The organism is Mesorhizobium sp. L103C105A0 (assembly GCF_000502215.1).
GTDB lineage: Bacteria > Pseudomonadota > Alphaproteobacteria > Rhizobiales > Rhizobiaceae > Mesorhizobium.
This window is the reverse complement of sequence record NZ_AYXF01000001.1, coordinates 109,181-134,110: the sequence shown is the minus strand read 5'-3', so window position 1 is coordinate 134,110 and position 24,930 is coordinate 109,181. Positions and strand designations below refer to the sequence as shown.

24 protein-coding genes and 1 pseudogene are annotated in these 24,930 nt (G+C 62.5%); 12 read left to right on the top strand and 13 right to left on the bottom strand.

Annotated elements, in window-relative coordinates; genetic code table 11:
* Position 1 precedes the first annotated feature (1 nt).
* Complete coding sequence (locus X727_RS163615) at positions 2 to 1,105, top strand: GTP-binding protein (RefSeq protein ID WP_023833388.1); 1,104 nt, start codon at positions 2 to 4, stop codon at positions 1,103 to 1,105.
* A 12-nt stretch (positions 1,106 to 1,117) separates the two neighbouring features.
* Here the strand turns inward: X727_RS163615 and X727_RS163620 are convergent, their stop codons facing one another.
* The 5 genes and pseudogenes from X727_RS163620 to X727_RS163635 all read right to left on the bottom strand — a co-directional run bounded on the left by X727_RS163620 (position 1,118) and on the right by X727_RS163635 (position 5,079).
* Positions 1,118 to 1,366 (bottom strand): sulfurtransferase TusA family protein, encoded by a 249-nt coding sequence (locus X727_RS163620; RefSeq protein ID WP_027050749.1) that lies wholly within the window; start codon positions 1,364 to 1,366, stop codon positions 1,118 to 1,120.
* 59 nt (positions 1,367 to 1,425) lie between these two features.
* Positions 1,426 to 2,721, bottom strand: coding sequence for a murein L,D-transpeptidase family protein (locus X727_RS163625; protein ID WP_023745799.1), 1,296 nt, complete (start codon positions 2,719 to 2,721; stop codon positions 1,426 to 1,428).
* 234 nt (positions 2,722 to 2,955) lie between these two features.
* Positions 2,956 to 3,906, bottom strand: a complete 951-nt coding sequence (locus tag X727_RS163630) for an acetyl-CoA carboxylase carboxyltransferase subunit alpha (protein ID WP_023745800.1) — start codon at positions 3,904 to 3,906, stop codon at positions 2,956 to 2,958.
* Between the two features lie 88 nt (positions 3,907 to 3,994).
* Positions 3,995 to 4,907, bottom strand: a pseudogene (locus X727_RS01000000164245) (site-specific tyrosine recombinase XerD).
* Positions 4,908 to 4,917: 10 nt separating this feature from the next.
* Positions 4,918 to 5,079: a hypothetical protein gene (locus X727_RS163635; protein ID WP_023745801.1), complete on the bottom strand. Its 162-nt coding sequence runs from the start codon at positions 5,077 to 5,079 to the stop codon at positions 4,918 to 4,920.
* A 171-nt stretch (positions 5,080 to 5,250) separates the two neighbouring features.
* On the opposite strand from X727_RS163635, the gene X727_RS163640 reads away from it, so the two are divergent.
* From X727_RS163640 to X727_RS163650, 3 genes are read left to right on the top strand one after another with little or no spacing between them, the layout of a single operon-like run.
* Complete coding sequence (locus X727_RS163640; RefSeq protein ID WP_023670667.1) at positions 5,251 to 5,862, top strand: shikimate kinase; 612 nt, start codon at positions 5,251 to 5,253, stop codon at positions 5,860 to 5,862.
* Positions 5,859 to 6,992 carry a 3-dehydroquinate synthase gene (aroB, locus tag X727_RS163645; protein WP_023833387.1) on the top strand — a complete coding sequence of 378 codons (1,134 nt, stop codon included), beginning with the start codon at positions 5,859 to 5,861 and terminating at the stop codon, positions 6,990 to 6,992. Before X727_RS163640 ends, aroB begins: the two co-directional genes overlap by 4 nt.
* Positions 6,989 to 7,885, top strand: coding sequence for an HlyC/CorC family transporter (locus X727_RS163650; protein WP_023670669.1), 897 nt, complete (start codon positions 6,989 to 6,991; stop codon positions 7,883 to 7,885). The genes aroB and X727_RS163650 overlap by 4 nt, the downstream gene beginning before the upstream one ends.
* A gap of 41 nt (positions 7,886 to 7,926) precedes the next feature.
* Here X727_RS163650 and X727_RS163655 read toward each other — a convergent pair whose 3' ends face one another.
* The 3 genes from X727_RS163655 to X727_RS163665 are packed head-to-tail and all read right to left on the bottom strand — an operon-like array spanning position 7,927 to position 12,761.
* Positions 7,927 to 9,477, bottom strand: a complete 1,551-nt coding sequence (locus X727_RS163655; RefSeq protein ID WP_023670670.1) for a SpoVR family protein — start codon at positions 9,475 to 9,477, stop codon at positions 7,927 to 7,929.
* A 9-nt stretch (positions 9,478 to 9,486) separates the two neighbouring features.
* On the bottom strand, positions 9,487 to 10,794 hold the full coding sequence (locus X727_RS163660; RefSeq protein WP_023685368.1) for a YeaH/YhbH family protein: 1,308 nt from the start codon (positions 10,792 to 10,794) through the stop codon (positions 9,487 to 9,489).
* A 17-nt stretch (positions 10,795 to 10,811) separates the two neighbouring features.
* Complete coding sequence (locus X727_RS163665) at positions 10,812 to 12,761, bottom strand: PrkA family serine protein kinase (protein WP_023686732.1); 1,950 nt, start codon at positions 12,759 to 12,761, stop codon at positions 10,812 to 10,814.
* Positions 12,762 to 13,297: 536 nt separating this feature from the next.
* Here X727_RS163665 and X727_RS163670 point away from each other — a divergent pair.
* The gene (locus X727_RS163670) at positions 13,298 to 14,851 is read left to right on the top strand and encodes an acetolactate synthase large subunit (protein WP_023701378.1); all 1,554 of its coding nucleotides are present in this window, start codon (positions 13,298 to 13,300) and stop codon (positions 14,849 to 14,851) included.
* Positions 14,852 to 14,862: 11 nt separating this feature from the next.
* Here X727_RS163670 and X727_RS163675 read toward each other — a convergent pair whose 3' ends face one another.
* Complete coding sequence (locus tag X727_RS163675) at positions 14,863 to 15,165, bottom strand: BolA family transcriptional regulator (protein WP_023670675.1); 303 nt, start codon at positions 15,163 to 15,165, stop codon at positions 14,863 to 14,865.
* Positions 15,166 to 15,332: 167 nt separating this feature from the next.
* On the opposite strand from X727_RS163675, the gene X727_RS163680 reads away from it, so the two are divergent.
* The 4 genes from X727_RS163680 (at position 15,333) to X727_RS163695 (ending at position 20,004) form a co-directional block, all read left to right on the top strand.
* A complete protein-coding gene (locus X727_RS163680) occupies positions 15,333 to 15,962 on the top strand; it encodes a J domain-containing protein (RefSeq protein WP_032887126.1) in 630 nt (209 codons plus the stop codon).
* Between the two features lie 123 nt (positions 15,963 to 16,085).
* The gene (gene cobS, locus X727_RS163685) at positions 16,086 to 17,072 is read left to right on the top strand and encodes a cobaltochelatase subunit CobS (protein WP_023670677.1); all 987 of its coding nucleotides are present in this window, start codon (positions 16,086 to 16,088) and stop codon (positions 17,070 to 17,072) included.
* Positions 17,073 to 17,083: 11 nt separating this feature from the next.
* Positions 17,084 to 18,982 (top strand): cobaltochelatase subunit CobT, encoded by a 1,899-nt coding sequence (gene cobT, locus X727_RS163690; protein ID WP_023735203.1) that lies wholly within the window; start codon positions 17,084 to 17,086, stop codon positions 18,980 to 18,982.
* Complete coding sequence (locus tag X727_RS163695; RefSeq protein WP_023745802.1) at positions 18,979 to 20,004, top strand: esterase-like activity of phytase family protein; 1,026 nt, start codon at positions 18,979 to 18,981, stop codon at positions 20,002 to 20,004. The genes cobT and X727_RS163695 overlap by 4 nt, the downstream gene beginning before the upstream one ends.
* A 5-nt stretch (positions 20,005 to 20,009) precedes the next feature.
* Here X727_RS163695 and X727_RS163700 read toward each other — a convergent pair whose 3' ends face one another.
* The 3 genes from X727_RS163700 to rpmB all read right to left on the bottom strand — a co-directional run bounded on the left by X727_RS163700 (position 20,010) and on the right by rpmB (position 21,824).
* Positions 20,010 to 20,681, bottom strand: coding sequence for a spermidine synthase (locus X727_RS163700; protein ID WP_023745803.1), 672 nt, complete (start codon positions 20,679 to 20,681; stop codon positions 20,010 to 20,012).
* A 3-nt stretch (positions 20,682 to 20,684) separates the two neighbouring features.
* Positions 20,685 to 21,365 carry a queuosine precursor transporter gene (locus tag X727_RS163705; RefSeq protein ID WP_023745804.1) on the bottom strand — a complete coding sequence of 227 codons (681 nt, stop codon included), beginning with the start codon at positions 21,363 to 21,365 and terminating at the stop codon, positions 20,685 to 20,687.
* Between the two features lie 162 nt (positions 21,366 to 21,527).
* A complete protein-coding gene (gene rpmB / locus X727_RS163710; protein WP_023670682.1) occupies positions 21,528 to 21,824 on the bottom strand; it encodes a 50S ribosomal protein L28 in 297 nt (98 codons plus the stop codon).
* Between the two features lie 260 nt (positions 21,825 to 22,084).
* Between rpmB and X727_RS163715 the strand changes: the two genes are divergently transcribed.
* Genes X727_RS163715 through X727_RS163725 form a run of 3 tightly spaced genes read left to right on the top strand, consistent with a single transcriptional unit; the run spans position 22,085 to position 24,489 of the window.
* Complete coding sequence (locus tag X727_RS163715; RefSeq protein ID WP_023745805.1) at positions 22,085 to 22,885, top strand: DUF3108 domain-containing protein; 801 nt, start codon at positions 22,085 to 22,087, stop codon at positions 22,883 to 22,885.
* A 45-nt stretch (positions 22,886 to 22,930) separates the two neighbouring features.
* Positions 22,931 to 23,818: an EamA family transporter gene (locus X727_RS163720; protein WP_023745806.1), complete on the top strand. Its 888-nt coding sequence runs from the start codon at positions 22,931 to 22,933 to the stop codon at positions 23,816 to 23,818.
* Positions 23,815 to 24,489 carry a lysoplasmalogenase family protein gene (locus tag X727_RS163725; RefSeq protein ID WP_023745807.1) on the top strand — a complete coding sequence of 225 codons (675 nt, stop codon included), beginning with the start codon at positions 23,815 to 23,817 and terminating at the stop codon, positions 24,487 to 24,489. Before X727_RS163720 ends, X727_RS163725 begins: the two co-directional genes overlap by 4 nt.
* Here X727_RS163725 and X727_RS163730 read toward each other — a convergent pair.
* Complete coding sequence (locus tag X727_RS163730) at positions 24,464 to 24,916, bottom strand: cupin domain-containing protein (protein ID WP_023745808.1); 453 nt, start codon at positions 24,914 to 24,916, stop codon at positions 24,464 to 24,466. The genes X727_RS163725 and X727_RS163730 overlap by 26 nt on opposite strands.
* Positions 24,917 to 24,930: the final 14 nt, after the last annotated feature.

Genomic DNA, 24,930 nt, shown 5'->3' with positions numbered 1-24,930 from the left:
GATGGCTGGCTTTCCGATACCCGTCACGGTGGTCACCGGCTTCCTCGGCGCCGGCAAGACGACATTGCTCAACCGGCTGCTCAAAGATCCGGCACTGGTCGACACGGCCGTCATCATCAACGAATTCGGTGAGGTGGCGATCGACCACCTTCTGGTCGAGCAGGCCTCGGACGGCATCATCCAGTTGTCCGACGGCTGTCTGTGCTGCACGGTGCGCGGCGAACTGGTCGATACGCTGGCTGACCTCGTCGACCGGCTGCAGACCGGCCGTATCGCCCGCCTTGCCCGCGTCATTGTCGAAACCACCGGACTCGCCGATCCGGCGCCGGTGCTGCAGTCGATCATGGCGCATCCCGCCCTTGTGCAGGCCTTCCGACTTGATGGCGTCATCACGCTGGTCGACGCGGTCAACGGCAATGCGACGCTCGACGGCCATGTCGAGGCGGTCAAGCAGGTGGCGGTCGCCGATCGCATCGTGCTGACCAAGGTCGATCTGGCCAGCGATCCCGGCGACGTCGATGCTTTGCGAACGCGACTCCATCAGCTCAATCCAGGCGCCGTGGTGCTGGACGCCGGCGACGGCCGAACCGGCGTCACGGCGCTGTTCGATTGCGGCCTCTACAATCCGGCGACCAAATCCGCCGATGTCCGGCGCTGGCTCGGCGAAGAAGCCGCCCATGAGCACCACCATCATCATGATCATGACCACGGCGAGCATGAGCACCACCACCGCCACGATTCCCGCGTGCGCTCCTACTCGCTGGTCCATGACGGCCCGGTGCCGTTTTCGGCGATCGAGATGTTCCTCGACCTGCTGCGTTCTGCGCATGGCGACAAGCTTTTGCGGATGAAGGGCGTCATCGAGCTTGCGGAGGACCCGTCGCGGCCGCTTGTCGTCCACGGGGTGCAGAAGATCCTGCATCCGCCGGCGCGGCTGCTGGCCTGGCCGGACGGCCAACGCGGCACCAGGCTGGTGCTGATCACGCTCGATATGCCGGAAGATTATGTGCGCCGGCTGTTTTCCGCCTTCACCAACCGGCCGTCGATCGACACGCCGGATCGCGCGGCGCTGGAGAGCAATCCGCTGGCGATAGCCGGGGGCTGATTGTCAGGCTCGCTATGCGCCGCGTTCGACCAGGAAGCGGTGGCCGCCGCTGACGGCTGATGTTTCAACAAGCTGGTGGCCAGCGTCGGCGCAAAAGGCGGGGATGTCGATGACCGCCAGCGGGTCGGTGGTCTCCAGCCAAAGCCGGCTGCCCGGCTGCATTGCCGCCAGGCGTTTTTTCGCCTTGAGAACGGGCAGGGGGCAGTTCAGGCCCTTGAGGTCATAGATCGCGGTGTGATTTGTTTGTTTGTCTTCATGCATGTCTTTGTCCCAAACCGCTGCGCACTTTTGGGCGACATGCATCGGCAAGGCGAAAAACCTCAGCCGCCGAACATGCCTAGCAGCTTGTTCTTGATCTTCGACATCCGGCTTTCGTCCGCCGGCGGTTCTGCAGGCGCCGCCTCGACGCTCGCAGTGGCGACCGGCTGCTGGGGGGCCTGCTTGGCTGCTTCCTTTTCGGCCAGCGCTTGGGCCTTTGCGGCTTGCTTTTCAGCCAGTGCCTGGGCCTTGGCGGCTTTCGCAGCCTCGATGGCAGCAACCCGCTGTTCCTCGGCCTTGCGCTTGGCTTCCTTCTCTGCGTCCAGCGCCGCCATCTTGCGGCCGGCGGGCGAATCGATGCGCCCCATGCGCGCCGTCTCGGTCAGCGTGCCGTCGGAATTCAGCGACGGCGGTTCGATCGGCACGCGCTCGCCCCGGGCGCGGCGCTTCGACCAGTCGGAAACGATGCTGGCTTCCTTGATGCCGGCAATGGTCGGCTTGGGCGCCGGAACACTGGCCTTGACCGCGCCGGTGAAGGCCGCGTCATAGCTGCTTTGATAGGCGTTGAGTGCGCTCTTCAGCGAATCCGGCTGCGTGGTCGCGGGGCAGGCGCCAGTCGGATCGAATGTCGTGCCCTCAGGCGCCACCTGGTTGAAGACATAGCGCTTGTCGCAGACATCGACCTTCGGCGGCACCTTGGTGATCTCGAAGTTGTCGTAACCGACCTTCAGCATCTTCCAGAACTCATAGTTCGGGTCGTTGCGGTAGCGCGCCATGTTGGCGGCGGTCATGCGGAATGGGAAGGCCTGGATCTGGAACTCGGTCTGGCCGCCCTGGAAGGCATCGCGACCAAAAGCGTAGATCTGCTCGATCTGCGGGTCGGTCATCGAATAACAGCCCGACGACGAGCAGGCGCCATGCACCATCAGATTGGCGCCGGTGCGGCCATTGGCACGGTCATAGGCGTTGGGATAGCCGATGTTGAAGGACAGATGATAGTTCGAGCGCGGATTCATCTGCGACGGGCGGACCGTATAGAAACCTTCCGGCGCCTGGCGGTCGCCCTCGGTGTATTTCGGGCCGAGCTTGCCCGACCATTTGCAGATGTCGTAGCTGGCGACCATCTCGTAGCGGCCGGTGGTCTTGGCCTTCCAGATTTCGAGCTTGCCTTCTTCCTTGAAGATGCGAGCCATCACCGACGAGGTGCGGATCATGCCCTTGGCCTTCATGTCGGCCAGGATCTTGTCCGGCAGCGGCTTGCTGGCTTCCGGCGCAAAATTCTTCATTGAGGAATCGTTGCAGCCGGCAACGCCAAGCGCGGCGATCAGAAGTCCAGTGCGGGCAAGCTTGGCAAACATGGATACGGCTATGTCTTTTTCTCGCGTCACGGCCGGATAGCGCCCGGGCCTGCATGCTGAACACTGACGGACCCTAAGCCCGTTAACCTTGAAAATTCCTTACCGCAAGCGTCGGACGGCGCCCCCCACGGCAATTCGCCCGGTGTCACGGATTTTTTATTGAGCCGAATGCGGCGGCATTTTTGTGGCGAAATTGCTCCTTGACGCCACATTGCGGTGCGCTGCCGGCCAAAATCAGAGGCTGCGGCCCATCGCCAGATATTTTTCGCGGCGCTGTTCGCGAAAATCGGTGTTGGCGCCGGCAAAATCCTTCATCGTCTTGGCGATGAGGTCGCCGGTGGCGGCGATCACCGTTTCGGGCGCGCGCTGGGCGCCGCCGAGCGGCTCGGCAATGATGGCGTCGATGATCTTCATTTCCAGAAGGTCCTGGGCGGTGATCTTCATGTTGGTCGCCGCATCTTTCGAGCGCGTCGTGTCGCGCCACAGGATCGAGGCAGCGCCTTCCGGCGAGATCACCGAATAGATGGCGTGTTCCAGCATGTAGACGCGGTTGGCGGTGGCGATCGCAATGGCGCCGCCCGAACCGCCTTCGCCGATGACGACCGAAATCGATGGCACTTTGAGGCCGAGGCAGGCCGAGGTTGAGCGGGCGATGGCTTCAGCCTGGCCGCGTTCCTCGGCGCCAACGCCGGGGTAGGCGCCGGCGGTGTCGACCAGCGTCAGAAGTGGAATCTGGAAGCGGTCGGCAAGTTTCATCAGCCGCACGGCCTTACGGTAGCCTTCAGGGCGCACCGAGCCGAAATTGTGCTTGAGCCGGCTCGCCGTGTCGGAGCCCTTTTCCTGGCCGATGACGGCCACCGGTTCGCCGCGGAATCGGGCGAAGCCGCCGATGATCGCCTGGTCCTCGCCGAAATTGCGGTCGCCGGCGAGCGGCGTGAAATCGCTGAACAGACCCTTGATGTAGTCGAGGCAATGCGGCCTGTCGGTGTGGCGCGCGACCTGCACCTTCTGCCACGGCGTCAGCGCCTTGTAGATGTCGCGCAGCGCGTCGCGCACGCGCTTCTCGAGCCGGCTGATTTCGTCGCCGACATCGACCGCCTCGCCATTCTCGGCAAGCTTCTTCAGCTCGAGGATCTTGAGTTCAAGGTCCTGCACCGGCTTTTCGAAATCGAGGTAATTGTACATTCTTGAGCGGACCGATGCGTCGGAAGGCAAACATCGCGCAGATGTAGGCTCCGCGCGGGCACGTTGCCCTCACATAGCGATATGAGGCCTAGTCGGCAAGCGGATGATGATCGTTGACCAGCCGCACCAACCGCTCTTCCAGCACATGCGTGTAAATCNTGCGTGGTCGAGATATCGGCGTGGCCGAGCAGCTGCTGCACCGCCCTGAGATCGGCGCCGTTCTGCAGGAGATGGCTGGCGAAAGCATGGCGCAGCACATGCGGCGAAATTTTCGCCGCCGATATGCCGGCCCGCGCGGCAAGGCCTTTGAGGTCGCGGGCAAAGACCTGCCGGGAGAGAAAGCCGCTGTCGCCGGCGGCCGGGAACAGAAACGGGCTGTCGGCGAAAGCCGGCACCGACGCCCGGGCCGTGAGCCATGCCCGCATCGCCATGCGGGCCTTGGCCGACAGCGGCACCATGCGCTCCTTGTCGCCCTTGCCGCGCACCATGAAGAAGCGGTCGTCGCGCTGGGCGACGGTCACCGGCAGGCCGACAAGTTCGGAGACGCGCAGGCCGGTGGCATAGAGCACCTCGACCAAAGCGTGCAGGCGCAGTGCCGCCACCCGGTCGCCATTGACGCCATCGCCTGTCTCAAGCGCCGCACGGTCGAGCAGCCGACCGGTATCGGCCTCGCTCATCGTCTTGGGCAGCGGCCGGCCCTTTTTCGGACTGTCCAGCGTGCCGGTCGGGTCGTCGCCGCGCAAGCCCTCGGCGTAGAGAAACTTGAAGAACTGGCGGATCGCCGACAGTTTGCGCGCCTGCGACGTCGACGCAAAGCCGCGCGCCGCGATATCGTCGAGATAGGCGCGGATGTCGGCTGCGGCGGCAGCGGCAAGCCCGCCGGCAATCTGCTGCGAAGCGTCTTCGAGATCACGGCGGTAGGAAGACAGCGTGTTTGCAGCGGCACCGCGTTCGGCGCTCATCATCTCGAGAAAGGCTTCGATGCGAGCCGCGCTGTTCATGTTCCAAGGGTCAGTTTGGGTCAGTTTTCTTGGGGTTCAGCTTTTCCGGTGGGATGCGCACGGTGATTTCGGCTTTTTTCGGCTCGACGAACATCGCCAGCGCCACCATCGTACCATAGGCAATGCCGGCAAGAATCATCATCGTCACGACAAAGCGGAACAGTGTCGGCATCAATCTTCGCCCGTCTTCTTGCTCTGCGATTCCAAGCCCGTGTCCTTATGGGACGCTAATTCCGTCAATTCAAGGACGAAGGGCTCTGCGTGCGAAAGGCGCTATGCTTGACGCAAACGGGCTTTTGATGTCGATACGCCGGCAAAGACGGCTTAGAAACAGCATGGTCTCATGAACGCGTTACCAGCAAATCCTCCCGGCGATAGCCATGCCGCGCTGCTCGACAGGCTGGGAAGCCGCTCGATCGTCTTTGTCGGCCTGATGGGCGCCGGCAAGACGGCGATCGGCCGCAAGGTGGCGACGATGCTGTCGCTGCCCTTCGTCGACAGCGACCAGGAGATCGAAACCGTGTCGCGCATGACGGTGCCGGAACTGTTCGAACGTTATGGCGAGACCGAATTCCGGGCATTGGAGCAGCGCGTCATCCTGCGCGTGCTGGAGAGTGGGCCGCAGGTGCTGTCGACCGGCGGCGGCGCGTTCATGAATGCGCAGACGCGGGAAGCGATCGCCGGGCATGGCGTGTCGGTGTGGCTGAAGGCCGAGATCGACCTGTTGATGGAACGCGTGTCCAAGAAGCAGAACCGGCCGTTGCTCAAAAGCGCCGATCCGCGCGCCGTGCTCGAGCGGCTGATGGGCGAGCGCTACCCGGTCTATGCCACGTCCAACATCACCGTGCCGACACGCGACGACCGCAAGGAGGTCATTGCGACCGAGGTTGTCGACGCGCTGTGCGGGCATTTCGGCATTCCGGCTCCGACTGCGCCGGGCGAGGTGCGGCTGTGAGCGAACCGGTCACTGTCGAGGTCGGCCTTGGCGAGCGTGCCTATGACATCCTGATCGGCCCCGGCCTTTTGGCGCGCGCCGGCGCCGAGATTTCGCGCCGCCTGCCCGGCACGAGAGCGGCGGTGGTCACCGACGACAATGTCGCGGCGGCACATCTCGACGCGCTGAAGGCCGGTCTGGAAACAGGCGGCATCCAGCCTGCCGTCATCACTTTGCCGGCCGGCGAAAAGACCAAGAGCTTTGCCCATCTCGAAGAGGTGGTCGACGGCGTGCTCGCCGCCAAGCTGGAGCGCGGCGATGTCGTCATTGCGCTCGGCGGTGGCGTCATCGGCGACCTCACCGGCTTTGCCGCCGGCATCGTGCGCCGCGGCATGAATTTCGTCCAGATTCCAACCTCGCTGCTGGCGCAGGTCGATTCCTCGGTCGGCGGGAAAACCGGCATCAATAGCCCGCGCGGCAAGAATCTGGTCGGCGTCTTCCATCAGCCGAAGCTGGTGCTGGCCGACACCGAAGTGCTCGACACGCTGCCGATCCGCGAATTTCGCGCCGGCTATGCCGAGCTTGCCAAATACGGATTGATCGACCGACCGGCGTTTTTCGCCTGGCTGGAAGCGAACTGGGAAAAGGTGTTCGCCGGTGGTGCGGAACGGGCGGAGGCGATTGCCGAGGCGTGCCGCGCTAAGGCCGATGTCGTCGCCCGCGACGAGTTCGAAACCGGCGACCGCGCACTGCTCAATCTTGGCCACACATTCGGCCATGCGCTGGAAGGCGCCACACAGTATGACGGCGCCCGCCTCGTCCATGGCGAAGGCGTCGCCATCGGCATGGCGCTGGCGCACCGCTTTTCCGCAAGGCTCAATCTGGCCAGCCCGGACGACGCGGCGCGGGTCGAGGCGCATCTTCGCGCCGTCGGTCTACCCTGGCGGATGGCCGACATCCCTGGTGAGTTGCCCGATGCCGAGGCGCTGCTTGGCTTCATCATCCAGGACAAGAAAGTGTCGCGCGGCGCGCTGACATTCATCCTGACGCGCGGCGTTGGCCAGGCTTTTATTGCCAAGGATGTACCGGCGTCGGAAGTGCTTTCGTTCCTCAGGGAGAACCACCCGGGCCAGGAAAGCCGGCAGCGATGATCAACGAGCCCGGCTGGACCGTCGTCGCCGTCCTTGCCATCCTCATCCTGCTGGTCCTGGCCGTGCGCACGCGCCTGCTTGCCATGTTCGGCTATGAGCTGTCGCGCATCGAGCCGCAGCGCTCGACACAGGACGAGTTGCGCGGCGCGGTCGACGATTTCCGCCGCGACGGCCAGATGGTGCGTGAGGACCGCGACCGCGTCGGCGGGCTGTTCGATCTCGCCGAGCTCGAAGTCTCCGACATCATGGTCCACCGCACCAATATGCGCTCGGTCAATGCCGACAATGGGCCGGAAGCGGTGGTGCGCGAGATCCTGCAAAGCCCGCACACCCGCATGCCGTTGTGGAAAGGCTCTCTCGACAACATTGTCGGCGTGCTGCACGCCAAGGACCTGCTGCGAGCGCTGAACGAGGTCGGCAACGACTTTTCCCGGATCGACGTGATGAAGATCGCTTCGAAGCCTTGGTTCGTGCCCGACACCACGACGCTGCAGGAACAGCTCAACGCCTTCCTGCGCGCCAAGGCGCATTTCGCTATCGTCGTCGACGAATATGGCGAGGTCGAAGGGCTGGTGACGCTGGAGGACATTATCGAGGAGATCGTTGGCGAGATCGCCGACGAGCACGATGTAGACATTCAGGGCGTGAAGCAGGAGGCGGACGGTTCCGTGGTCGTCGACGGCACCGTGCCGATCCGCGATCTCAACCGGGCGCTCGACTGGAACCTGCCTGACGAGGAAGCGACCACCATTGCCGGCCTGGTCATCCACGAGACGCAGTCGATCCCCGAGGAAAAGCAGGCTTTCACCTTCCACGGCAAGCGCTTCGTGGTGATGAAGCGCGACAAGAACCGGATCGCCAGAATCAGGATCAGGCCGGCGGGCGAATCTTAAAGGTACCGAGCAGGCCCGCCACATGACGCTCTTTGCCGAGCTTATGCCGCGATCTGGCTCGTAGACCGTTCGTGGATGGTCGCACCGGTTTGAGCGTCAACTGCGACCAGGCTGACCTCGTAGCCCCAGAGGCTGCGGACATGGCGGAGCGTCGCGTCACGGCTGGCCCCTTCGAGCACAACACCATCCTTTACCCTGTGTTGCAGCCGCAACTGCCGGTCGCCGAGCAGGTCGACATCAATCACCTGGATGTCCGGCCGATTCGCTCCAAGGTCGTAACTGTGGGCAAGCTGGGCGCGTATCTTGTGATAGCCACGTTCGTTGTGGATCGACGCGACTTCGAAATGCGGTTTGTCGGCTCCATCGCCAAGCACGAAGAACCGCCATTTTCGGATCAAGCTCGGGCTGAGGTACTGGCGGATAAAGGATTCGTCGCGGTGGTTGGCCCAGGCCTCAAGCAGGACCTCGCGCCAGTTGCCATGTCCTGCAATGTCCGGGAACCAGTCGCGGTCCTCCGCCGTCGGCTCGGTCGAAATGCGCTGTATGTCCTGCATCATGTCGAGGCCGAGGGCATAGGGATTGATGCCTGAAAACCGGGGATCGTCAAAGGCCGGCTGGAAGATCACGTTCGAATGGTTGCGCAGGATTTCGAGCATGGCACCTTCGCCGATCCGGCCACGATCGAATAGCATGTTCATGAGCGTATAATGCACGAAGGTGGCGCAGCCTTCATTCATCACTTGAGTCTGTCGCTGCGGGTAGAAATATTGCGCGATGACGCGGACGATCCTGATGATCTCGCGCTGCCAGGGTTCCAGGATCAGGCTGTTCTTCTCGAGGAAATAAAGGAGGTTTTCCTCGGGAAGGTTGAGCGATCTCTTGCGCTCCGCCATCCCTTGATCCTCATTGCCGGACTTGTTTTTGTTCTGCGACGGCGGCAGCGTGCGCCACAGATCGTTGTAGGAGCGCTCTTCGTATTCGAGGCGCTCGCGAAGCCCTTCGCGCTGTCGCTCCGACGAGAGCTTTGGCGGCCGGTGGTAGCGGAACACCCCTTGTTCCATCAGCGCATGGGCGGAATCGAGAATGGCCTCCACTGCTGCAAGGCCGTGCCGCTCCTCGCACCGGGCGATGTAGCCCTTGGCGAAGTCCAGATAACCCAGGATTGCCCCGGCGTCGGTCCATTGCTGAAACAGATGATTGTTCTTGAAGAAATGATTGTGGCCAAGCGCCGCGTGGGCCGTCACAAGGGCCTGCAACGCCATGGTGTTTTCCTCCATGAGGTAGACGATGCAGGGATTGGAGTTGATGACCAGTTCATAGGCCAGCCCCCGACCACCCTTACGGTAAAGAAGCTCCTGGTGAAGGAAATGTTTGCCGAACGACCAATGCCGATACATCAGTGGCATGCCGATAGATGAGTAGGCGTCGAGCATCTGCTGGGAGGAGATTATCTCCATCTGGACCGGGTAAGTATCGAGATGCAACTCGTCGACCGCGATCGCCTCGATCTCTTCAAAAGCCCGCGATAATTTCTCGAAATTCCAGTCAGAACCGGAAAACAACAAATTCGTTTCGTTGGCTCGCCTGACCATCTCTCTCTCTCAAGCGCTCTTGATGGCCACCGGCTGCCTGGCGAAGAGCCGGTGGAAGACCGGGTAAATATCCGCGGGAGCAGCGATGCGGCTCATCTGGAAGTTGGGCCATTTCAGCTCGATCGTACTGTAGGCGCGCCAAAGCGACGTCCCGTTTTCGGTAGCACCGAATATGTGGCTCTCGCGTTCGTCGATGATCTCGACATAGGCGAAATACTGGCACAGGCGCATGAGCTTGCCGTTCATGAGCTCTATGCATCGCTCGGAATCGGTGGTGAAATTGTCCCCGTCAGAGGCCTGCGCGGCGTAAATGTTCCACTCGCTGGCAGGATAGCGCTGGCCGATAATGCGGTGCATTTCGTCGAGCGCGGTGGAGACGATCGTACCGCCGCTCTGCGTGTTGTAGAAGAACGTGTCCTCATCCACTTCGTGCGCCTCATGGGTATGGCGGATGAAGACGATCTCCGTGCGTTCGTAGCGCCGTTTCAAGAACAGGTGCAGCAGCACGAAGAAGCGTTTGGCCAAGTCCTTTTCGCGTTGGCCCATCGATCCGGACACGTCCATAAGGCAGAACATGACGGCATTGGCATTCGGCACCGGCCGGGCGTCGAAGCGGTTGAATCGGATATCGACCGGATCGACAAAGGCAATTCGCCTGCGCCGTCGCTCCAGCCGGTCAAGCTCGTCGCGTAATTCCGCGATGCGCTGGCGCACCGCCGCGCCGGCCGGGGCCGACTCAAGGGTGACGATTTCCCGGAGGATCGCCTCCAGTTCCTGCTGCGTGGGGCGCCTCAGCGCAATGCGCCGGCCTAGGCTGTTGCGCATGGTGCGGCCGGCATTGATGTTGGTCGGGGAACCGGTTGCCGCGAAGCCGGCCCGGCGCGGCTTGAAGGCAAGGATTTCCTTGAGATTGAGCTTAACCAGGTCGGGCAGTTCGAGATCCTCAAAAAAGAGTTCGAGCACCTCCTCGCGTGACAGCACGAAACGAAAATCGTCTTCCGACGCCGTGTTTCCTGGCGACGACGCCGCGCCGCCCCCATGCGGCTTCGGGAGCAGGTCTCCAGGGGAAAAATGCCTGTTGCCCGGAAGGATGTGTCGGCGCCGTCCGCTGGCCCTGTCATCGTTGAAGCTCGGCTCGGCCGTTTTCCTTTCAGGCATGGGCACGGCGTGCTCGGTATCCACGTCGGCGATCCTGCCAGTGCGGATTTGATCGCGAATGCTCCGCTTCAACTCCTCGCGAGCACGCCTGAGGAAGCGTTGTCGATTGCCAAGGCTCTTGTCCTTGGGGTTCAGGCGACGGTCGATGAAGATCGGCATGGAACCATCCGGCTCTGTCAACCCGCCTTGTTCACCCGCATGTACCAGTCCACCAGCCGGCGTACCTGCCGTTCTGTGTAGCCACGCTCGATCATGCGCTGCACGAATTCGTTGTGGCGCTTTTCCGTAACGCTGTCTTGCTTGGAGCCGAAGCTGATCACCGGCAAGAGGTCCTCGACCTGTCCGAACATCCGCTTCTCGATGACCTCGCGCAATTTTTCATAGCTGGTCCATGACGGGTTGCGGCCGTGGTTTCTTGCGCGAGCGCGCAGAGTGAACTTCACCACCTCGTTACGGAAGTCCTTGGGATTGGCGATGCCTGCCGGTTTCTCGACCTGCGAAAGTTCGTTGTCCAGGATCTCCCGGTTGAGGATCTGGCCGGTGTCGGGGTCCTTGTAGTCCTGGTCCTCAATCCAGGCATCCGCATAGGCGATGTAGCGGTCGAAGAGGTTCTGGCCGTATTCGCTATAGGACTCCAGATAGGCCTTCTGGATTTCGTGGCCGATAAACTCGGCGTAGCGCGCTGCAAGCTCCGACTTGATGAATTCAAGATATGCCGCTTCCGTTTCCTTCGGGAACTGCTCCCGCTTGATCGCCTCCTCCAGAATGTACATCAGATGCACAGGATCGGCGGCGACCTCCTCATTGTCGAAGTTGAATGTCTGCGAAAGGATCTTAAAGGCAAAGCGCGTGCTGACGCCCGTCATGCCTTCATCGACGCCGGCGGCGTCGCGATATTCTTGGACCGACTTTGCCCTGGGATCGACTTCCTTCAGATTTTCGCCGTCATAGGCGCGCATCTTGGTGTAGAGCGGCGAGTTGTCGTGCTCGGCCAAGCGCGTCGAAACTGCAAAGCGGCTGAGGATGTCCAAAACTTCAGGGGCACAGGGGCTGGCGGCCAACTCGCTCTCACGCAACAATTTCTCATAGATCTGCCTCTCTTCGGTGATCCGCAGGCAATAGGGTACCTTGACCACCAGGATGCGATCGAGAAACGCCTCGTTGTTCTTGTTGCTCTTGAACTGTTGCCATTCCGACTCGTTGGAATGGGCGACGATGATCCCCTGGTAGGGAAAGGCGCCGAAATTTTCAGTGCCGTTGTAGCTGCCTTCCTGTGTCGCGGTCAGCAGCGGATGCAGAACCTTGATGGGTGCCTTGAACATCTCGACGAATTCAAGCAGACCTTGCGTGGTCCGGTTCAGGCCACCGCTATAGGAATAGGCATCGGGGTCGGACTGGCTAAAATTTTCCAATTGCCTGATGTCGACCTTGCCGACCAGGGCCGAGACATCCTGATTGTTCTCATCGCCAGGTTCGGTCTTGGCAATGCCGATCTGGCGCAGCCGCGAAGGCATCAGCTTGACGACGCTGAATTTGGAAATGTCGCCAGACAATTCGTCGAGGCGCTTGGCCGCCCATGGCGAAATCAATCCGTTCAGCCGGCGCCGGGCTATGCCGTATTTATCCTCTAGCAGATCACCCATGTGATCGGGATGGAACAGCCCAAGCGGCGACTCGAAAACCGGGCTGATCTGGTTGCCGACCTTCAGCGTGTAGATCGGGCGCTGCTCCATCAGTTTCTTCAGGCGCTCGGCCAGAGAGGATTTGCCGCCGCCGACCGGGCCGAGGAGATAGAGGATCTGCTTGCGTTCTTCGAGCCCCTGCGAGGCATAGCGGAAATATCCAGCTATGCGCTCGATCGTATCCTCCATTCCATAGAAGTCGGAAAAATGAGGGTAGATCTTGAGGGTCCGATTCGCGAAAATGCGGCCGAGGCGCTCGTCTTTGCTGGTGTCAACCAGTTTTGGTTCGCCGATTGCGTCGACCATCCTTTCGGGCGCCGAAGCGTACATCGATTTGTCTTCCCGACAGGCAAGAAGATACTGTTGGATGCTGACCTCTTCGTCCGCCGCATTGGCATAAATTTCCGAAAAAAGATCGAAGACGTCGGATTGGGTTGCACGCATGATGTTCTGCCCTCGGAGCCGATCTGGATTCCAATCGCCTCATCACCTTCAACTGTCGGAAAGCATTGTTGGTTCCCTTCACATGAAGGAGAGTGGCTGCAATCCGGGTAGAAGGCTTGGGAGGAAACATTCGGAGTGGCTGGAATGGCGGGTTGCCCGGTGCTGCGGCGCTGATGGGCGGCGTTGTCGCCGGCCAGCTATCTCGATGGACACAAGCATCCGCCGACCTTCATCGCCTATTCGCGCGCCGAAGGCCGCGACGACCAATCGAAGGCTTTGCCAAACGCCTGCGCGCCATCGGCACTGAAGTGACGCTGTTCGACGGCAACGCCTACACGCATATGTCGATCAATCACGACTTCGGCGAGGACGGCGACGCGTTGACCGCCGCGATGCTGGCCTTCCTGAATGGACCGTCGGTTGATCGCCGGATCCCGCGAGGCGTCCTGGATCAGACCAAAAGCCCCGGCGGGACATTGCCGACCCGGCGCCTACAGGTGCAATTGTTCCTGAATTGTCGATTGGGAAAGAAAATCATGAATGGCGCCGATCTGCTGTGCGACGTGCTCCTGGCCAATGACGTCACGGTCTGCTTCGCCAATCCTGGCACATCCGAAATGCATTTCGTTGCCGCACTGGACCGCAAACCTCAGATGCGTTGCGTGCTCGGCCTGTTCGAGGGCGTGGTGACCGGCGCCGCGGACGGCTATGCGCGCATGACCGACCGCCCGGCAGCAACGTTGCTGCATACCGGACCGGGTCTCGCCAACGGTTTGGCCAACATGCACAACGCAAGGCGTGCGCGCAGCCCGATGATCAACATTGTCGGCGACCATGCTTCTTACCATCTGCCGCTCGATGCCCCGCTGACCAGCGACATAGAAGGCCTGGCGTCGCCGATGTCGAACTGGGTTGGCCGCGTCAAGGGGCCGGCCGATATTGTGCCGGCCGCAGAGGCGGCTTTCCGCGCCTCACTCACGCCGCCTGGCGTCACGACGCTGATCCTGCCTGCGGATGCCGCCTGGGGCGAAGTTGCTGCGATTTCACCTGGCAAGGTGAAGCTGGAGCCGCCGCCCGCCGTCGACATGGCTGTTGTGCGCACGATCGCCGAAGCAATCCGCGCCGCGCCGGGCCGTGTCGGCATGGTGGTGCGTGGGCAGGCGGCGCGCGCCGATGGACTTGAAATCGCAGGGAGAATGTCATCGGGAAGCGATGTCAGGCTGTTCAGTGAGGTTCTGATCGCCCGCATGCAGCGCGGCCGCGGGCGGTTCGCCCCGACCCGCATTCCCTATCCGGTCGATGCGGCGACGGCCATGCTCCGGGATATCGACTTGCTGGTGCTGGTCGGCGCCAAGGAGCCGGTTGCCTTCTTCGCCTATCCCGGCAAGCCCGGGCGGCTGGTTCGGGACGATTGCAAGGTGCTTTCGCTGGCGGCGCATGGCCAGGATCTGAAAGCGGCGCTGGAGGCGCTGGCTGCCGAGGTCGGCATCAAGCCGACGCAGCAATTCGCCGCCGCAACCGCCTTTCCAGACGAACCGACGCTGAGCGGCAGACTGACGGACGATGCCATCGCGCTGTCGGTGGCGCGCAAACTTCCGGCCAATGCCATCGTCTGCGACGAAGCGGTCACCTCGGCGAGACGGTTCTTCGCGCTATCCGCCTTTGCGGCGCCGCACGACTACATGATGGGTACGGGCGGATCGATCGGCGGCGGCATTCCGATGGCGACAGGAGCAGCGATCGCCTGCCCGGACCGCAAGGTGATCAATCTCGAGGCCGACGGCAGCGGCATGTACACGGTGCAGGGACTGTGGACCCAGGCCAGGGAAAAGCTTGACGTCGTGACCATCATCTTTTCCAACCGGACCTACGCCATCCTGCATGGCGAAATGAAGAATGTCGGGGTCAATGAGATCGGCGAGAACGCTAGGCGCATGCTCGATCTCGACCATCCGGCGCTGGACTGGGTTGCGCTGGCCAAAGGCATGGGCGTCGAGGCGGCCCGCGCCGACACGTGCGAGCGGTTCGACGCGCTGCTCGACAGTGCCCTGTCGCGTCCGGGACCGTTTCTCATCGAAGCGGTGATCTGAGGCGGAGAGACTTACCAACGGGTCTTTTCGCCGGGTGCAGCCGGTTCGATTGCCAGCGCATGGACGCCGGCTTGCAGCTCCGCTGCGAGCAATTCGTTGACGGCGCGGTGGCGATCGATGCGGCTCATGCCGGCAAAGACGGATGAGACGATGCGGACGCGAAAATGCGTCTCGCCGGTGCCGTCATAGGCACCGTGATCGTCGGAGCCGTGGTGGTGATGACCGGCATGAAGGTGGCTTTCATTGACGATCGCCAGCCGCTCCGGCGAAAACGCCTTGTTCAGCTTGTCTTCCATCGTCGCCTGTATGGACATCGCCATCTCCCTTCACCATATCTGCAAGGCGTGATCGGGAAATCGGATCGATCCCGCCGGGCCGCCACAAAAATCGCCATTCGCCCTGCTTTATGCCGCGATTCAGCGGTTAGGGCGATGATCGCGAAAATGTCAATTCTTGTTTCGCACGTGCGAACAGCCCATAAATGGGTGAGATGAAACCGTACCCCAAATATTTCGAGAAAATTCGGGTCCGTCCCGACAAGGATGCGGAGCTGAAGTCGCACTCGCCGATCTGCCAGTGGGACGGCTGCAAGGAGGCCGGTACCCACCGGGCGCCGGTCGGACGCATGAAGGAAGGCGAGTATTTTCAGTTCTGCTTCGATCATGTGCGCGAATACAACAAGGGTTTCAACTACTTCTCCGGCGTGCCGGACACCGAGATAGCCCGCTTCCAGAAGGAAGCGATGACCGGCCACCGGCCGACATGGAAGATGGGCGTCGCCGGCGCCTCGACGCGCTCCTCGCCCGATTTCGCCCAGCAGCGTTCCGGTCGCGCCGGCTATTACAACCGCATGCGCGATCCCTTCGATCTGTTCAAAGGGCCGAAGGACCCGCGCGAGGCGCGCGAACGCAAGGCCAAGCCGCTTGAGGCCAAGGCGCTGGAAACGCTTGGCCTTGATACAAAGGCGACTGGCAAGGACATCAAGGCGCGCTATAAGGAACTTGTGAAGCGCCACCATCCGGATGCGAATGGCGGCGATAGAGGTTCGGAAGACCGGTTCCGCGATGTGCTGCAGGCCTATCGCGTGCTCAAGCAGGCGGGTTTGTGCTGAGCAACCTAACGGTTCGTGTCGTTTTCCAACTTTCATAAGGGTGGAAAAGGCTCTAAGACCGCCCCCGGACAAAATCGATTGCCGGCGAAATCAGGCATTTCGCCCGTGGAGACTTGGATAGAGATGAACAAGGTCGATCGCGACATCGCCAATTTGCCCGACACGACGGTGTCGGTGAAAGACAAATTCGGCTTCGAGTCCAAGATGGTAGTGCCGGCCTATTCGGTGACCTCGGAACATGTGCCGGACATCGATCCGGATTATCTGTTCGACAAGGCGACGACGCTGGCGATCCTTGCCGGCTTTGCCTACAACCGCCGCGTCATGGTGTCTGGCTATCACGGCACCGGCAAATCGACCCATATCGAACAGGTCGCCGCCCGCCTTAACTGGCCCTGCGTGCGCGTCAACCTCGACAGCCATGTCAGCCGTATCGACCTCGTCGGCAAGGACGCCATCGTCGTCAAGGATGGCCTGCAGATCACCGAATTCCGCGACGGCATCCTGCCCTGGGCCTACCAGCACAATGTCGCGCTCTGCTTTGACGAGTACGATGCCGGCCGTCCGGACGTGATGTTCGTCATCCAGCGCGTGCTGGAATCGTCGGGCCGCCTGACGCTACTCGACCAGAGCCGGGTCATCCGCCCGCATCCGGCGTTCCGCTTGTTTTCGACCGCCAACACCGTTGGCCTCGGCGACACCACCGGCCTCTATCACGGCACGCAGCAGATCAACCAGGCGCAGATGGATCGCTGGTCGATCGTCACCACGCTGAACTACCTGCCGCACGACAATGAGGTGAACATCGTGCTGGCCAAGGCCAAGCACTATCGCGACGGCAAGGGCAAGGACATCGTCAACAAGATGGTGCGCGTCGCCGACATGACGCGCTCGGCCTTCATCAATGGCGATCTGTCGACCGTGATGAGCCCGCGTACCGTCATCACCTGGGCCGAAAATGCCGAGATCTTCGGCAATATCGGCATGGCGTTCCGGCTGACCTTCCTCAACAAGTGCGACGAGCTGGAGCGTTCGGTGGTGGCCGAGTTCTACCAGCGCGCCTTCGGCGAGGATTTGCCCGAGAGCGCCGCCAACGTGGTGCTGGGCTGAGCAGAGCCTCGATGGCGGGTCCGGGCGACAACACGCGCAACAAGTCGAAGACGGGGTCTGAAGCCGACAGCTTCAAGCGTGCCGTCACCGTCTGCATGCGCGCCATCGCCGGCGACAAGGAGCTCGAAGTCGGTTTCGCCAAGGACCGCCCGGCGCTCGCCGGCAGCCGCGCCCGTCTGCCCGAACTGCCGAAGAAAGCGTCCAAGACAGACATCGCGATTACTCGTGGCCTGGGCGATTCCATGGCGCTGAAGCGCGCCTGCCACGATCAGCGCATCCACACCAAACTGGCGCCGGAAGGCAAGCTGGCGCGCTCGATCTATGACGCCGTGGAACAGGCCCGCGTCGAGGCGATCGGCAGCCGCGCCATGCAGGGCGTCGCCGACAATATCGGCTCGATGCTGGAGGACAAATACGCCAAGGCCAACCTTGTCGACGTCAAGGACAAGGCCGACGCGCCGATCGAGGAGGCGCTGGCGCTTATGGTGCGCGAAAAGCTGACCGGACGGCCGATCCCGAAGAGCGGCGAACGGCTGGTCGAACTCTGGCGGCCCTGGGTCGAGGAGAAGGCCAAGGCCGATCTCGACGGACTGTCGGCCAAGCTCGGCGACCAGCAGGCCTTCGCCCGCATCGTGCGTGAGATGCTGGCGTCCATGGAGATGGCCGAGGAACTCGGCGACGATCAGGAGACCGAAGACTCCGAGGACAATGACGAGGACCAGCCGCAAGGCGAGGAGCAGAGCGAGGAGGGCGGCGAAGAGGATTCCGGCTCCGAGCAGTCGCAATCCGAGGACGCCGAGGCCTCGGCCGACGACGAACAGTCGTCCGAGACTGAGGCCTCCGACGCCACTGCCGACGATCTTTCCGACGATGACGATGCGGACGCCGAAACGCCGGGCGAGGCGCGCCGTAACGACAACCCGTTCGCCAACCTGCCGAAAGAGATCGACTACAAGGTTTTCACCACCGCCTTCGACGAGACCGTCGGTGCGGAAGAGCTGTGCGAGGAAGAAGAACTCGACCGGCTGCGCGCCTTCCTCGACAAGCAACTGGCCAATCTCTCCGGCGTCGTCGGACGGCTCGCCAACCGGCTGCAGCGCCGCCTGATGGCGCAGCAGAACCGTTCCTGGGATTTCGACCTCGAAGAGGGTTATCTCGATCCGGCACGCCTGGTTCGTGTCGTCATCGACCCGATGCAGCCCTTGTCGTTCAAGCAGGAGCGCGACACCAAATTCCGCGACACGGTGGTGACGCTGGTGCTCGACAATTCGGGCTCGATGCGCGGTCGGCCGATCACGGTTGCCGCCACCTGTGCCGACATTCTGGCGCGCACGCTGGAGCGCTGCGGCGTCTCGGTCGAGATCCTCGGCTTCACCACGCGGGCGTGGAAGGGCGGACAGGCTCGCGAGAAGTGGCTGAAGGACGGCAAGCCGCCGAACCCCGGCCGGCTCAACGATCTGCGCCACATCATCTACAAATCCGCCGATCATCCGTGGCGTCGCGCCCGGCGCAATCTCGGCCTGATGATGCGCGAGGGCCTGCTCAAGGAAAACATCGACGGCGAGGCGTTGTTATGGGCGCACAACCGGCTGATCGCCCGGCCCGAACAGCGCAAGATCCTGATGATGATCTCGGACGGCGCGCCGGTGGACGATTCGACGCTGTCGGTCAATCCTGGCAACTATCTCGAGCGGCATCTGCGCGCCGTCATCGAGCTGATCGAGACGCGCTCGCCGGTCGAGCTGCTGGCCATCGGCATCGGCCACGACGTTACCCGCTATTACAGGCGCGCCGTCACCATCGTCGATGCCGAGGAACTGGCCGGCGCCATGACCGAGCAGCTGGCCTCGCTGTTTGCCGAGGAAAACGTGCGCGATACACGCCGCGGCGGCTACCGGCGCGCTGGATGATTTTTTTGCGCGGCGGGTTTCGGCAGATGCTCTTCGCGGTCACTGCCTTGTTCGGCATGGCGTTTGCGCCGGCCATCGCCGCCGGCCCAAGCGCGGTCGAGCCGGTCGAAGTCTCGGCGCGGCCGATCACCACCTTCAATATCGGCAGCGCCGACAAGCAGTTTGGGCTGCTGGAATTCGTCGGCGGTCTTGAGATGAACTCGACGACGCGCGATTTCGGCGCGCTGTCGGCATTTCGGTTCGTCAAACCCGGTAGCGATTTCATCGGCGTCGCCGATACGGGCTTCTGGTTCTTCGGCTCGATCACCCATGATGCCGACAAGCGGCCGTCCGGCATCCAGAATTTCCGCATGCAGCAGATGGTCGATGAGAAGGGCCGGCCGATCGACAGGAAATGGGAAGTCGATGCCGAGGGCCTTGCAGTCAAGGACGGCATCGCCACCGTCGGCTTCGAGCGCGATCACCGCGTCGCCCAGTTCAAGATCGACCCCAGCAACATGACGGCGCCTTTCAAGCAACTGAACTTTCTGATTCCAGCCCGCGAACTGCGACAGAACCGCGGTTTCGAGACGGTCACCCACACCAATCCTAGCGGCCAGCACGAGGGCGGCCTCGTCGTGGTCTCGGAAAAGAGCTTGGACAAGGCTGGCAACATCTATGCCGCCATCATCGAAGGGCCGCACAAGGGCGTCTTCACGGTCAAGCGCAACGGTGATTTCGACATCACTGACGGCGCCTTCCTGCCGGATGGCGACCTGCTGCTTTTGGAGCGCAGTTTCTCGATGGCCGGCGGTGTCAGGATGCGGCTAAGGTGCATCTATGGCGAAAGCGTCGAGAAGGGCGCGGTTGCCGACGGACCGGTGCTGATGGAAGCCGACATGGGCTACCAGATCGACAATATGGAAGGACTCGACGTCTGGACCCGCGATGACGGAGCGCTGATGGTGTCGCTGATCTCGGACGACAACCACTCGATCCTGCAGCGCAACCTCTATCTGGAATTCATCCTGCACCAGGATTGAGAGCCCTAAGGCTTGGTGGCGATCCAGATGACGTGGCGCGCGCCGCGCTTGCCATTCGCGCGCGTCTTCACCTCGTCCACGACAAAGCCCGCCTGCTTGAGCCTACGTGTGAAGCCGGCATCGGGGCCTTGCGACCAAACAGCCAGCACGCCTCCGGGCCTGAGCGCTGTACGCGCCGCGCCGAGGCCGGCAGCGCCATAGAGGGCGTCGTTGCCCTTGTAGACGATGCCTTCGGGGCCATTGTCGACATCGAGCAGGATGGCGTCCCAGGCTGCCTTGTCGGATCTTATGATGTGCCCGACGTCGGCTTCGCGAACCGTCACACGGGGATCGTCGAGACAGCCGGCGAAGACCGCCTCCATGGGGCCGCGCGCCCAGGCGATGACGGCGGGGACAAGCTCGGCAACCGTGATGCCTGCGTCGGCGCCCAATTGGGCAAGCGCAGCGCGCAGCGTAAAACCCATGCCGAGGCCGCCGATCAGGATTTTCGGTTGGGCGCTGCCGCCGATCTTTTCACAGGAGAGCTTGGCCAGCGCTTCCTCGGAGCCGCTGAGGCGGCTGTTCATCAGCTCATTGGTGCCGAGCATGATCGAGAATTCGCTGCCGCGCTGCTTGAGGCGCAGTTCCTGTCCGCCGTCAGGCGTTTTGGCCGAGCCGAGCTGGACCCAAGGGATCACGGCCTAGACAGCCACGGTCGGCTGGCTCCAGTGGGCGGCGAGCAGCCGGTAGGGGATCAGGGCCACAACAGCGATGATCAGCTTCACCGAAAGGTCGCCCAGCGCCCAGGAGACCCAGCGCATGGTCTCGACCGGCAGCACGCCCATCAGCGGCGCCGTCTCCAGCGCAAAACTGTCGTTCGGGCCGGCAAAAGCGAAGGCGGCCGAAAAGGCGATGCTGAAGAACACCAGGGTGTCGAACACCGAGCCGACCAGCGTGCCGACGATCGGCGCGCGCCACCAGCTCTGCCGGCGCAACCGGTTGAAGACGGTGACGTCGAGCAATTGCGCGCAAAGAAAGGCCGCGCCGGAAGCTGCGGCGATGCGCACCAGCCGGTCGGCTGATGTCTCGAACTCGATCAGGCCGTGGCGAAACAGGAAGGGCGGGACGAGGATCGAGCAGACCACAGCGATCATGAAGCCGACAAGGACGATGCGGCGCGCCACGGTCGGCCCGTAGCGGCGGTTGGCAAGGTCGGTGACCAGGAAGGAGAAGGGATAGGTGAAGGCGCCCCAGGTCAGGATGTCGCCCAGCGACAGACCGCCGGCCTGGCCCTGCATCGGGAACTGCACGAGGATGTTCGATGCCACGACGACAAGCGCCATGGCGGCCACAAAGGGCAGATATCGCGAGAAGGAAGTCATTTTTTTATCCTGGGTAATGGAACCAGCCAGGCGCTAGCCGAAGTTCGGGTCGCGCTGCCTTGCAAGTTTTGAGCATCGGATTGCTCCGATGCTGCTGCCTTAGAAGTTTTGAGCATCGGATTGCTCCGATGCTCAGGGCGGTCGTCCCCCGCCTTGATATCGTTAAGCGGCGGGCTGGTCGGCCAGCTTCTTGGCGATCTGCTTCTTCAACAGGCGCGCGCGCTGCGACAATTCCTTGGCGTCGGCCTTGGCCAGGAAGGCGTCGAGGCCGCCGCGATGCTCGACCGAACGCAGCGCGTTGGCCGAAATGCGCAGGCGCACATTCTGGTTCAGCGCTTCCGAAATCAGCGTCACATTGACGAGGTTCGGCAGGAAGCGGCGCTTGGTCTTGTTGTTGGCGTGGCTCACATTGTTGCCGGTCTGGACTGCCTTGGCAGTGAGTTCGCAGGTGCGGGACATGGTTCTAACCTTCAGTTCTGTCTAAGCCTGCCAAACCTTGTTCGCCCGCGCCGGGTGGCGCGCGGTTTCAGTCAGGCGGCCTTATGGAAAAGTTGGCGTTCCATAGTTGCATTTCGCCAATGCGTCAAGCTCCGGCTTACCCACGACTGTGACGAGCGTTTCACATAAAGGCCGGAATTCAGCCTATAAGCGGTCGGACAGGGACATCTCAAGCCGGAGTCGCCCGCCTCCAGTTAAAAAAATCAAGGACCGAGCCCGCCATGCTTCGCCCGTCACATGCCGTTGTCGCCATATTTGTCGCCGCCTTGCCAACATCAACCCTTGCCGCCGCGCCCGCAGCCACCGCACAGTCCTTCAAGGGCGAATACACGGTGTCGTTCCTCGGTCTTTCCGTGGCCAAGGCGACATTTTCCAGCCACTACGAAGGCGATAGCTATTCCATAGACGGCACCGTCTCCAGCGCGGGTCTCGCCACCTTGTTCGACGACACGAGCGGCACGATCTCGTCAAAGGGCAAGATCCTGGGCAAGCAGATGCAGCCGCAGGTATTTCGCGCCGATTATAAGTCCGGCAAGAAGGCTTCCATGGTCGATATCCGCTTTGCCAATGGCGCGGTGACCGCCACCCAGGTCATTCCCGAGCCGAAAAAGCGCAATCCCAAAAACTGGATACCGCTGGGCAGCAACGATCTGGCATCGGTGCTCGATCCGATGGCGGCTACCGTCATCCATGCTGACAGCCTCGACCAGGTCTGTGGGCGCAAGGTGAAATTCTATGACGGCGAGATGCGCGCCGACCTGACGCTGACCTACGCCTCGAAAGGATCGATCTCGGTCAAGGGCTACAAGGGCGACACCGTTACCTGCAAGATGAGCTTCGAGCCGGTGGCAGGCTACCGCAAGGGCCGCAAGGCGCTGAATTACCTGAAGAAGAAGAGCCAGATGATGGTGACGTTTGCACCGCTCGGCCAAACCGGCATATATGCGCCGATCCACGCCACGGTCGGGACGCAGATCGGCACCTTGACTGTCAGCGCGGGGCGGTTCGAAGCAACTGAATAGATGCGCCTACCCGAATAGAAATGGGGCGCGTCGCCGGAGACGGGCATGGGGCGCGCAACACTGATCGGTTTCTCGGCGGTCGCCATGTGGGCGCTGCTGGCGTTGCTCACCGATGCGTCGGGCGCCGTGCCGCCATTCTTGCTCTCGGCCATCACCTTCACCATCGGCACCGCGGTCGGGCTGGTTGCCCGGCTGTTCATGCCGGCGACCGATAAAAGCCTGAAGATCCCACGCCAGGTCTGGGTGATCGGCATTGCCGGACTGTTCGGCTACCATTTCTTCTATTTCACCGCGCTGCGCAACGCGCCGGCGGTGGAGGCAAGCCTGATCGCCTATCTGTGGCCGCTGCTGATCGTGCTGGGATCAGCGCTGATGCCGGGCGAGAAGCTGGCCTGGAACCATGTCGTCGGCGCGCTGCTCGGGCTCGCCGGGACCGTGCTGATCGTCACCAAGGGTGGCGGCCTCGCCTTCGATGCTCGCTACACCTTCGGCTATGCGATGGCGGCCGTCTGTGCGCTGCTGTGGTCGTCCTATTCGCTGCTGTCCCGGCGCTTTCCGGCGGTGCCGACCTCGATCGTCACCTGGTTCTGCGCCGCCACGGCAGCCCTGTCCCTCATCTGCCATCTTCTGCTGGAAAAGACGGTGCTGCCCGATGGCCCCGGCCAGTGGCTGGCGGTGGTTGGTTTGGGGTTGATGCCGGTGGGTGCCGCCTTCTACGCCTGGGATATCGGCGTCAAACGAGGCAACATCCAGGTGCTCGGCGCGGCAAGCTATGCGGCGCCACTGCTGTCGACATTGGTGCTGATCGCGGCGGGCGTTGCCGAGCCGTCGCTGCGTATCCTGGCGGCCTGCGTGCTGATCACCGGCGGCGCGGCGCTGGCGGCGAAATCGTTGTTCCTGCGCAAGGCGGCAATGGGTGGGGCAAGCGCATGACCATGCCGTTTGCCGGCGGCATCGACGCCAACGCCAATGCAACATTGATTTTTTCGCTGGTGGCGGCAGTGATCTACGCCTTCACCCTGGATATGCGGCCGACGCTGGCCCGCTCGGCGGCAAAGACGCTGGCCGTGGCCATGCTTGCGGCACTCGCCTTCATGCAAGGTGGGCCGCTGTTACTCGTCGTCGCACTGCTGCTCAGCGGCGTCGGCGATGCCTTCCTGTCGCGTGACGGCGAAAAGGCCTTCCTCGGCGGGCTGGCCAGCTTCCTTGCGGCGCATGTCCTCTATGTGCCGCTCTTCCTGCGCGGCGGCGGCGGGCTGGATGTGCTCAGCACCGAGACATGGCGCGGCGCCATCGCGCTTGCCATGGCGGCCTTCGCAGTCGTCATGCTGGCGGCGCTCTGGCGCCGTGTCAGTCCCGGCCTGCGGGTGCCGATCGCCGTCTATATCGCGGCCATTCTGGCGATGGGCATCTCGGCGTTGACGCTCGACAATCCGTGGGTCATCGGCGGCGCTGTTATGTTCATGGCATCGGACGGGCTGCTTGCCGCGGAGAAATTCCTGGTTCCGGCAATAGCACCCTATCGCGCCGGCATCCGTTATGCGGTCTGGGTGCTGTACTATGCCGCCCAGTTGGCAATTACGCTCGGCTTTTTGCTACGCTAGGTTCCCAGCCGGGCTCGGCCATTTCGAACGCGGCGAAGTCGAAGCCCGGCGCCACGGTGCAGCCGACCAACGTCCATTCGCCGAGGCTGCGCGCTGATTGCCACCAGCCGGCCGGCACGACGATCTGCGGCCGCTCGCCCGCCGCAAGCTCAATGCCGAGCACCTGCTCGATCACCTGGTTAAGCATTGGACTACCTTCCTCGCACATCGACAGCGCCAGCGGCGCTCCGGCATGGAAGTGCCAGACCTCGGCCGCGTCCTTGACCCGGTGCCAGGCCGAAATCTGGTCCTGTTCAAGGAGGAAATAGATCGCCGTCGAATGGCCACGCGCGCCACCGGCGCCGTCGCGAAAGGTCTCGGCATACCAGCCGCCTTCCGGATGCGGCTTGAGGCCAAGCATGGCGATGATTTCAGCGGCGCTGGTCATGGCTGATCCCGGAA

Bases quoted from the DNA above. Each gene is read 5' to 3' on its own strand.
- X727_RS163650 (WP_023670669.1), top strand. From the start codon at position 6,989: ATGATCAACGAGCCCGGCTGGACCGTCGTCGCCGTCCTTGCCATCCTC.
- X727_RS163660 (WP_023685368.1), bottom strand. From the start codon at position 10,794: ATGCCGATCTTCATCGACCGTCGCCTGAACCCCAAGGACAAGAGCCTT.
- cobS (WP_023670677.1), top strand. From the start codon at position 16,086: ATGAACAAGGTCGATCGCGACATCGCCAATTTGCCCGACACGACGGTG.
- X727_RS163720 (WP_023745806.1), top strand. From the start codon at position 22,931: ATGGGGCGCGCAACACTGATCGGTTTCTCGGCGGTCGCCATGTGGGCG.
- X727_RS163695 (WP_023745802.1), top strand. From the start codon at position 18,979: ATGATTTTTTTGCGCGGCGGGTTTCGGCAGATGCTCTTCGCGGTCACT.
- rpmB (WP_023670682.1), bottom strand. From the start codon at position 21,824: ATGTCCCGCACCTGCGAACTCACTGCCAAGGCAGTCCAGACCGGCAAC.
- cobT (WP_023735203.1), top strand. From the start codon at position 17,084: ATGGCGGGTCCGGGCGACAACACGCGCAACAAGTCGAAGACGGGGTCT.
- X727_RS163655 (WP_023670670.1), bottom strand. From the start codon at position 9,477: ATGGTCAGGCGAGCCAACGAAACGAATTTGTTGTTTTCCGGTTCTGAC.
- X727_RS163640 (WP_023670667.1), top strand. From the start codon at position 5,251: ATGAACGCGTTACCAGCAAATCCTCCCGGCGATAGCCATGCCGCGCTG.
- X727_RS163705 (WP_023745804.1), bottom strand. From the start codon at position 21,365: ATGACTTCCTTCTCGCGATATCTGCCCTTTGTGGCCGCCATGGCGCTT.
- X727_RS163730 (WP_023745808.1), bottom strand. From the start codon at position 24,916: ATGACCAGCGCCGCTGAAATCATCGCCATGCTTGGCCTCAAGCCGCAT.
- X727_RS163725 (WP_023745807.1), top strand. From the start codon at position 23,815: ATGACCATGCCGTTTGCCGGCGGCATCGACGCCAACGCCAATGCAACA.
- X727_RS163715 (WP_023745805.1), top strand. From the start codon at position 22,085: ATGCTTCGCCCGTCACATGCCGTTGTCGCCATATTTGTCGCCGCCTTG.
- X727_RS163680 (WP_032887126.1), top strand. From the start codon at position 15,333: ATGGGTGAGATGAAACCGTACCCCAAATATTTCGAGAAAATTCGGGTC.
- X727_RS163630 (WP_023745800.1), bottom strand. From the start codon at position 3,906: ATGTACAATTACCTCGATTTCGAAAAGCCGGTGCAGGACCTTGAACTC.
- X727_RS163665 (WP_023686732.1), bottom strand. From the start codon at position 12,761: ATGCGTGCAACCCAATCCGACGTCTTCGATCTTTTTTCGGAAATTTAT.
- X727_RS163670 (WP_023701378.1), top strand. From the start codon at position 13,298: ATGAATGGCGCCGATCTGCTGTGCGACGTGCTCCTGGCCAATGACGTC.
- X727_RS163615 (WP_023833388.1), top strand. From the start codon at position 2: ATGGCTGGCTTTCCGATACCCGTCACGGTGGTCACCGGCTTCCTCGGC.
- X727_RS163625 (WP_023745799.1), bottom strand. From the start codon at position 2,721: ATGTTTGCCAAGCTTGCCCGCACTGGACTTCTGATCGCCGCGCTTGGC.
- X727_RS163675 (WP_023670675.1), bottom strand. From the start codon at position 15,165: ATGTCCATACAGGCGACGATGGAAGACAAGCTGAACAAGGCGTTTTCG.
- X727_RS163635 (WP_023745801.1), bottom strand. From the start codon at position 5,079: ATGCCGACACTGTTCCGCTTTGTCGTGACGATGATGATTCTTGCCGGC.
- X727_RS163620 (WP_027050749.1), bottom strand. From the start codon at position 1,366: ATGCATGAAGACAAACAAACAAATCACACCGCGATCTATGACCTCAAG.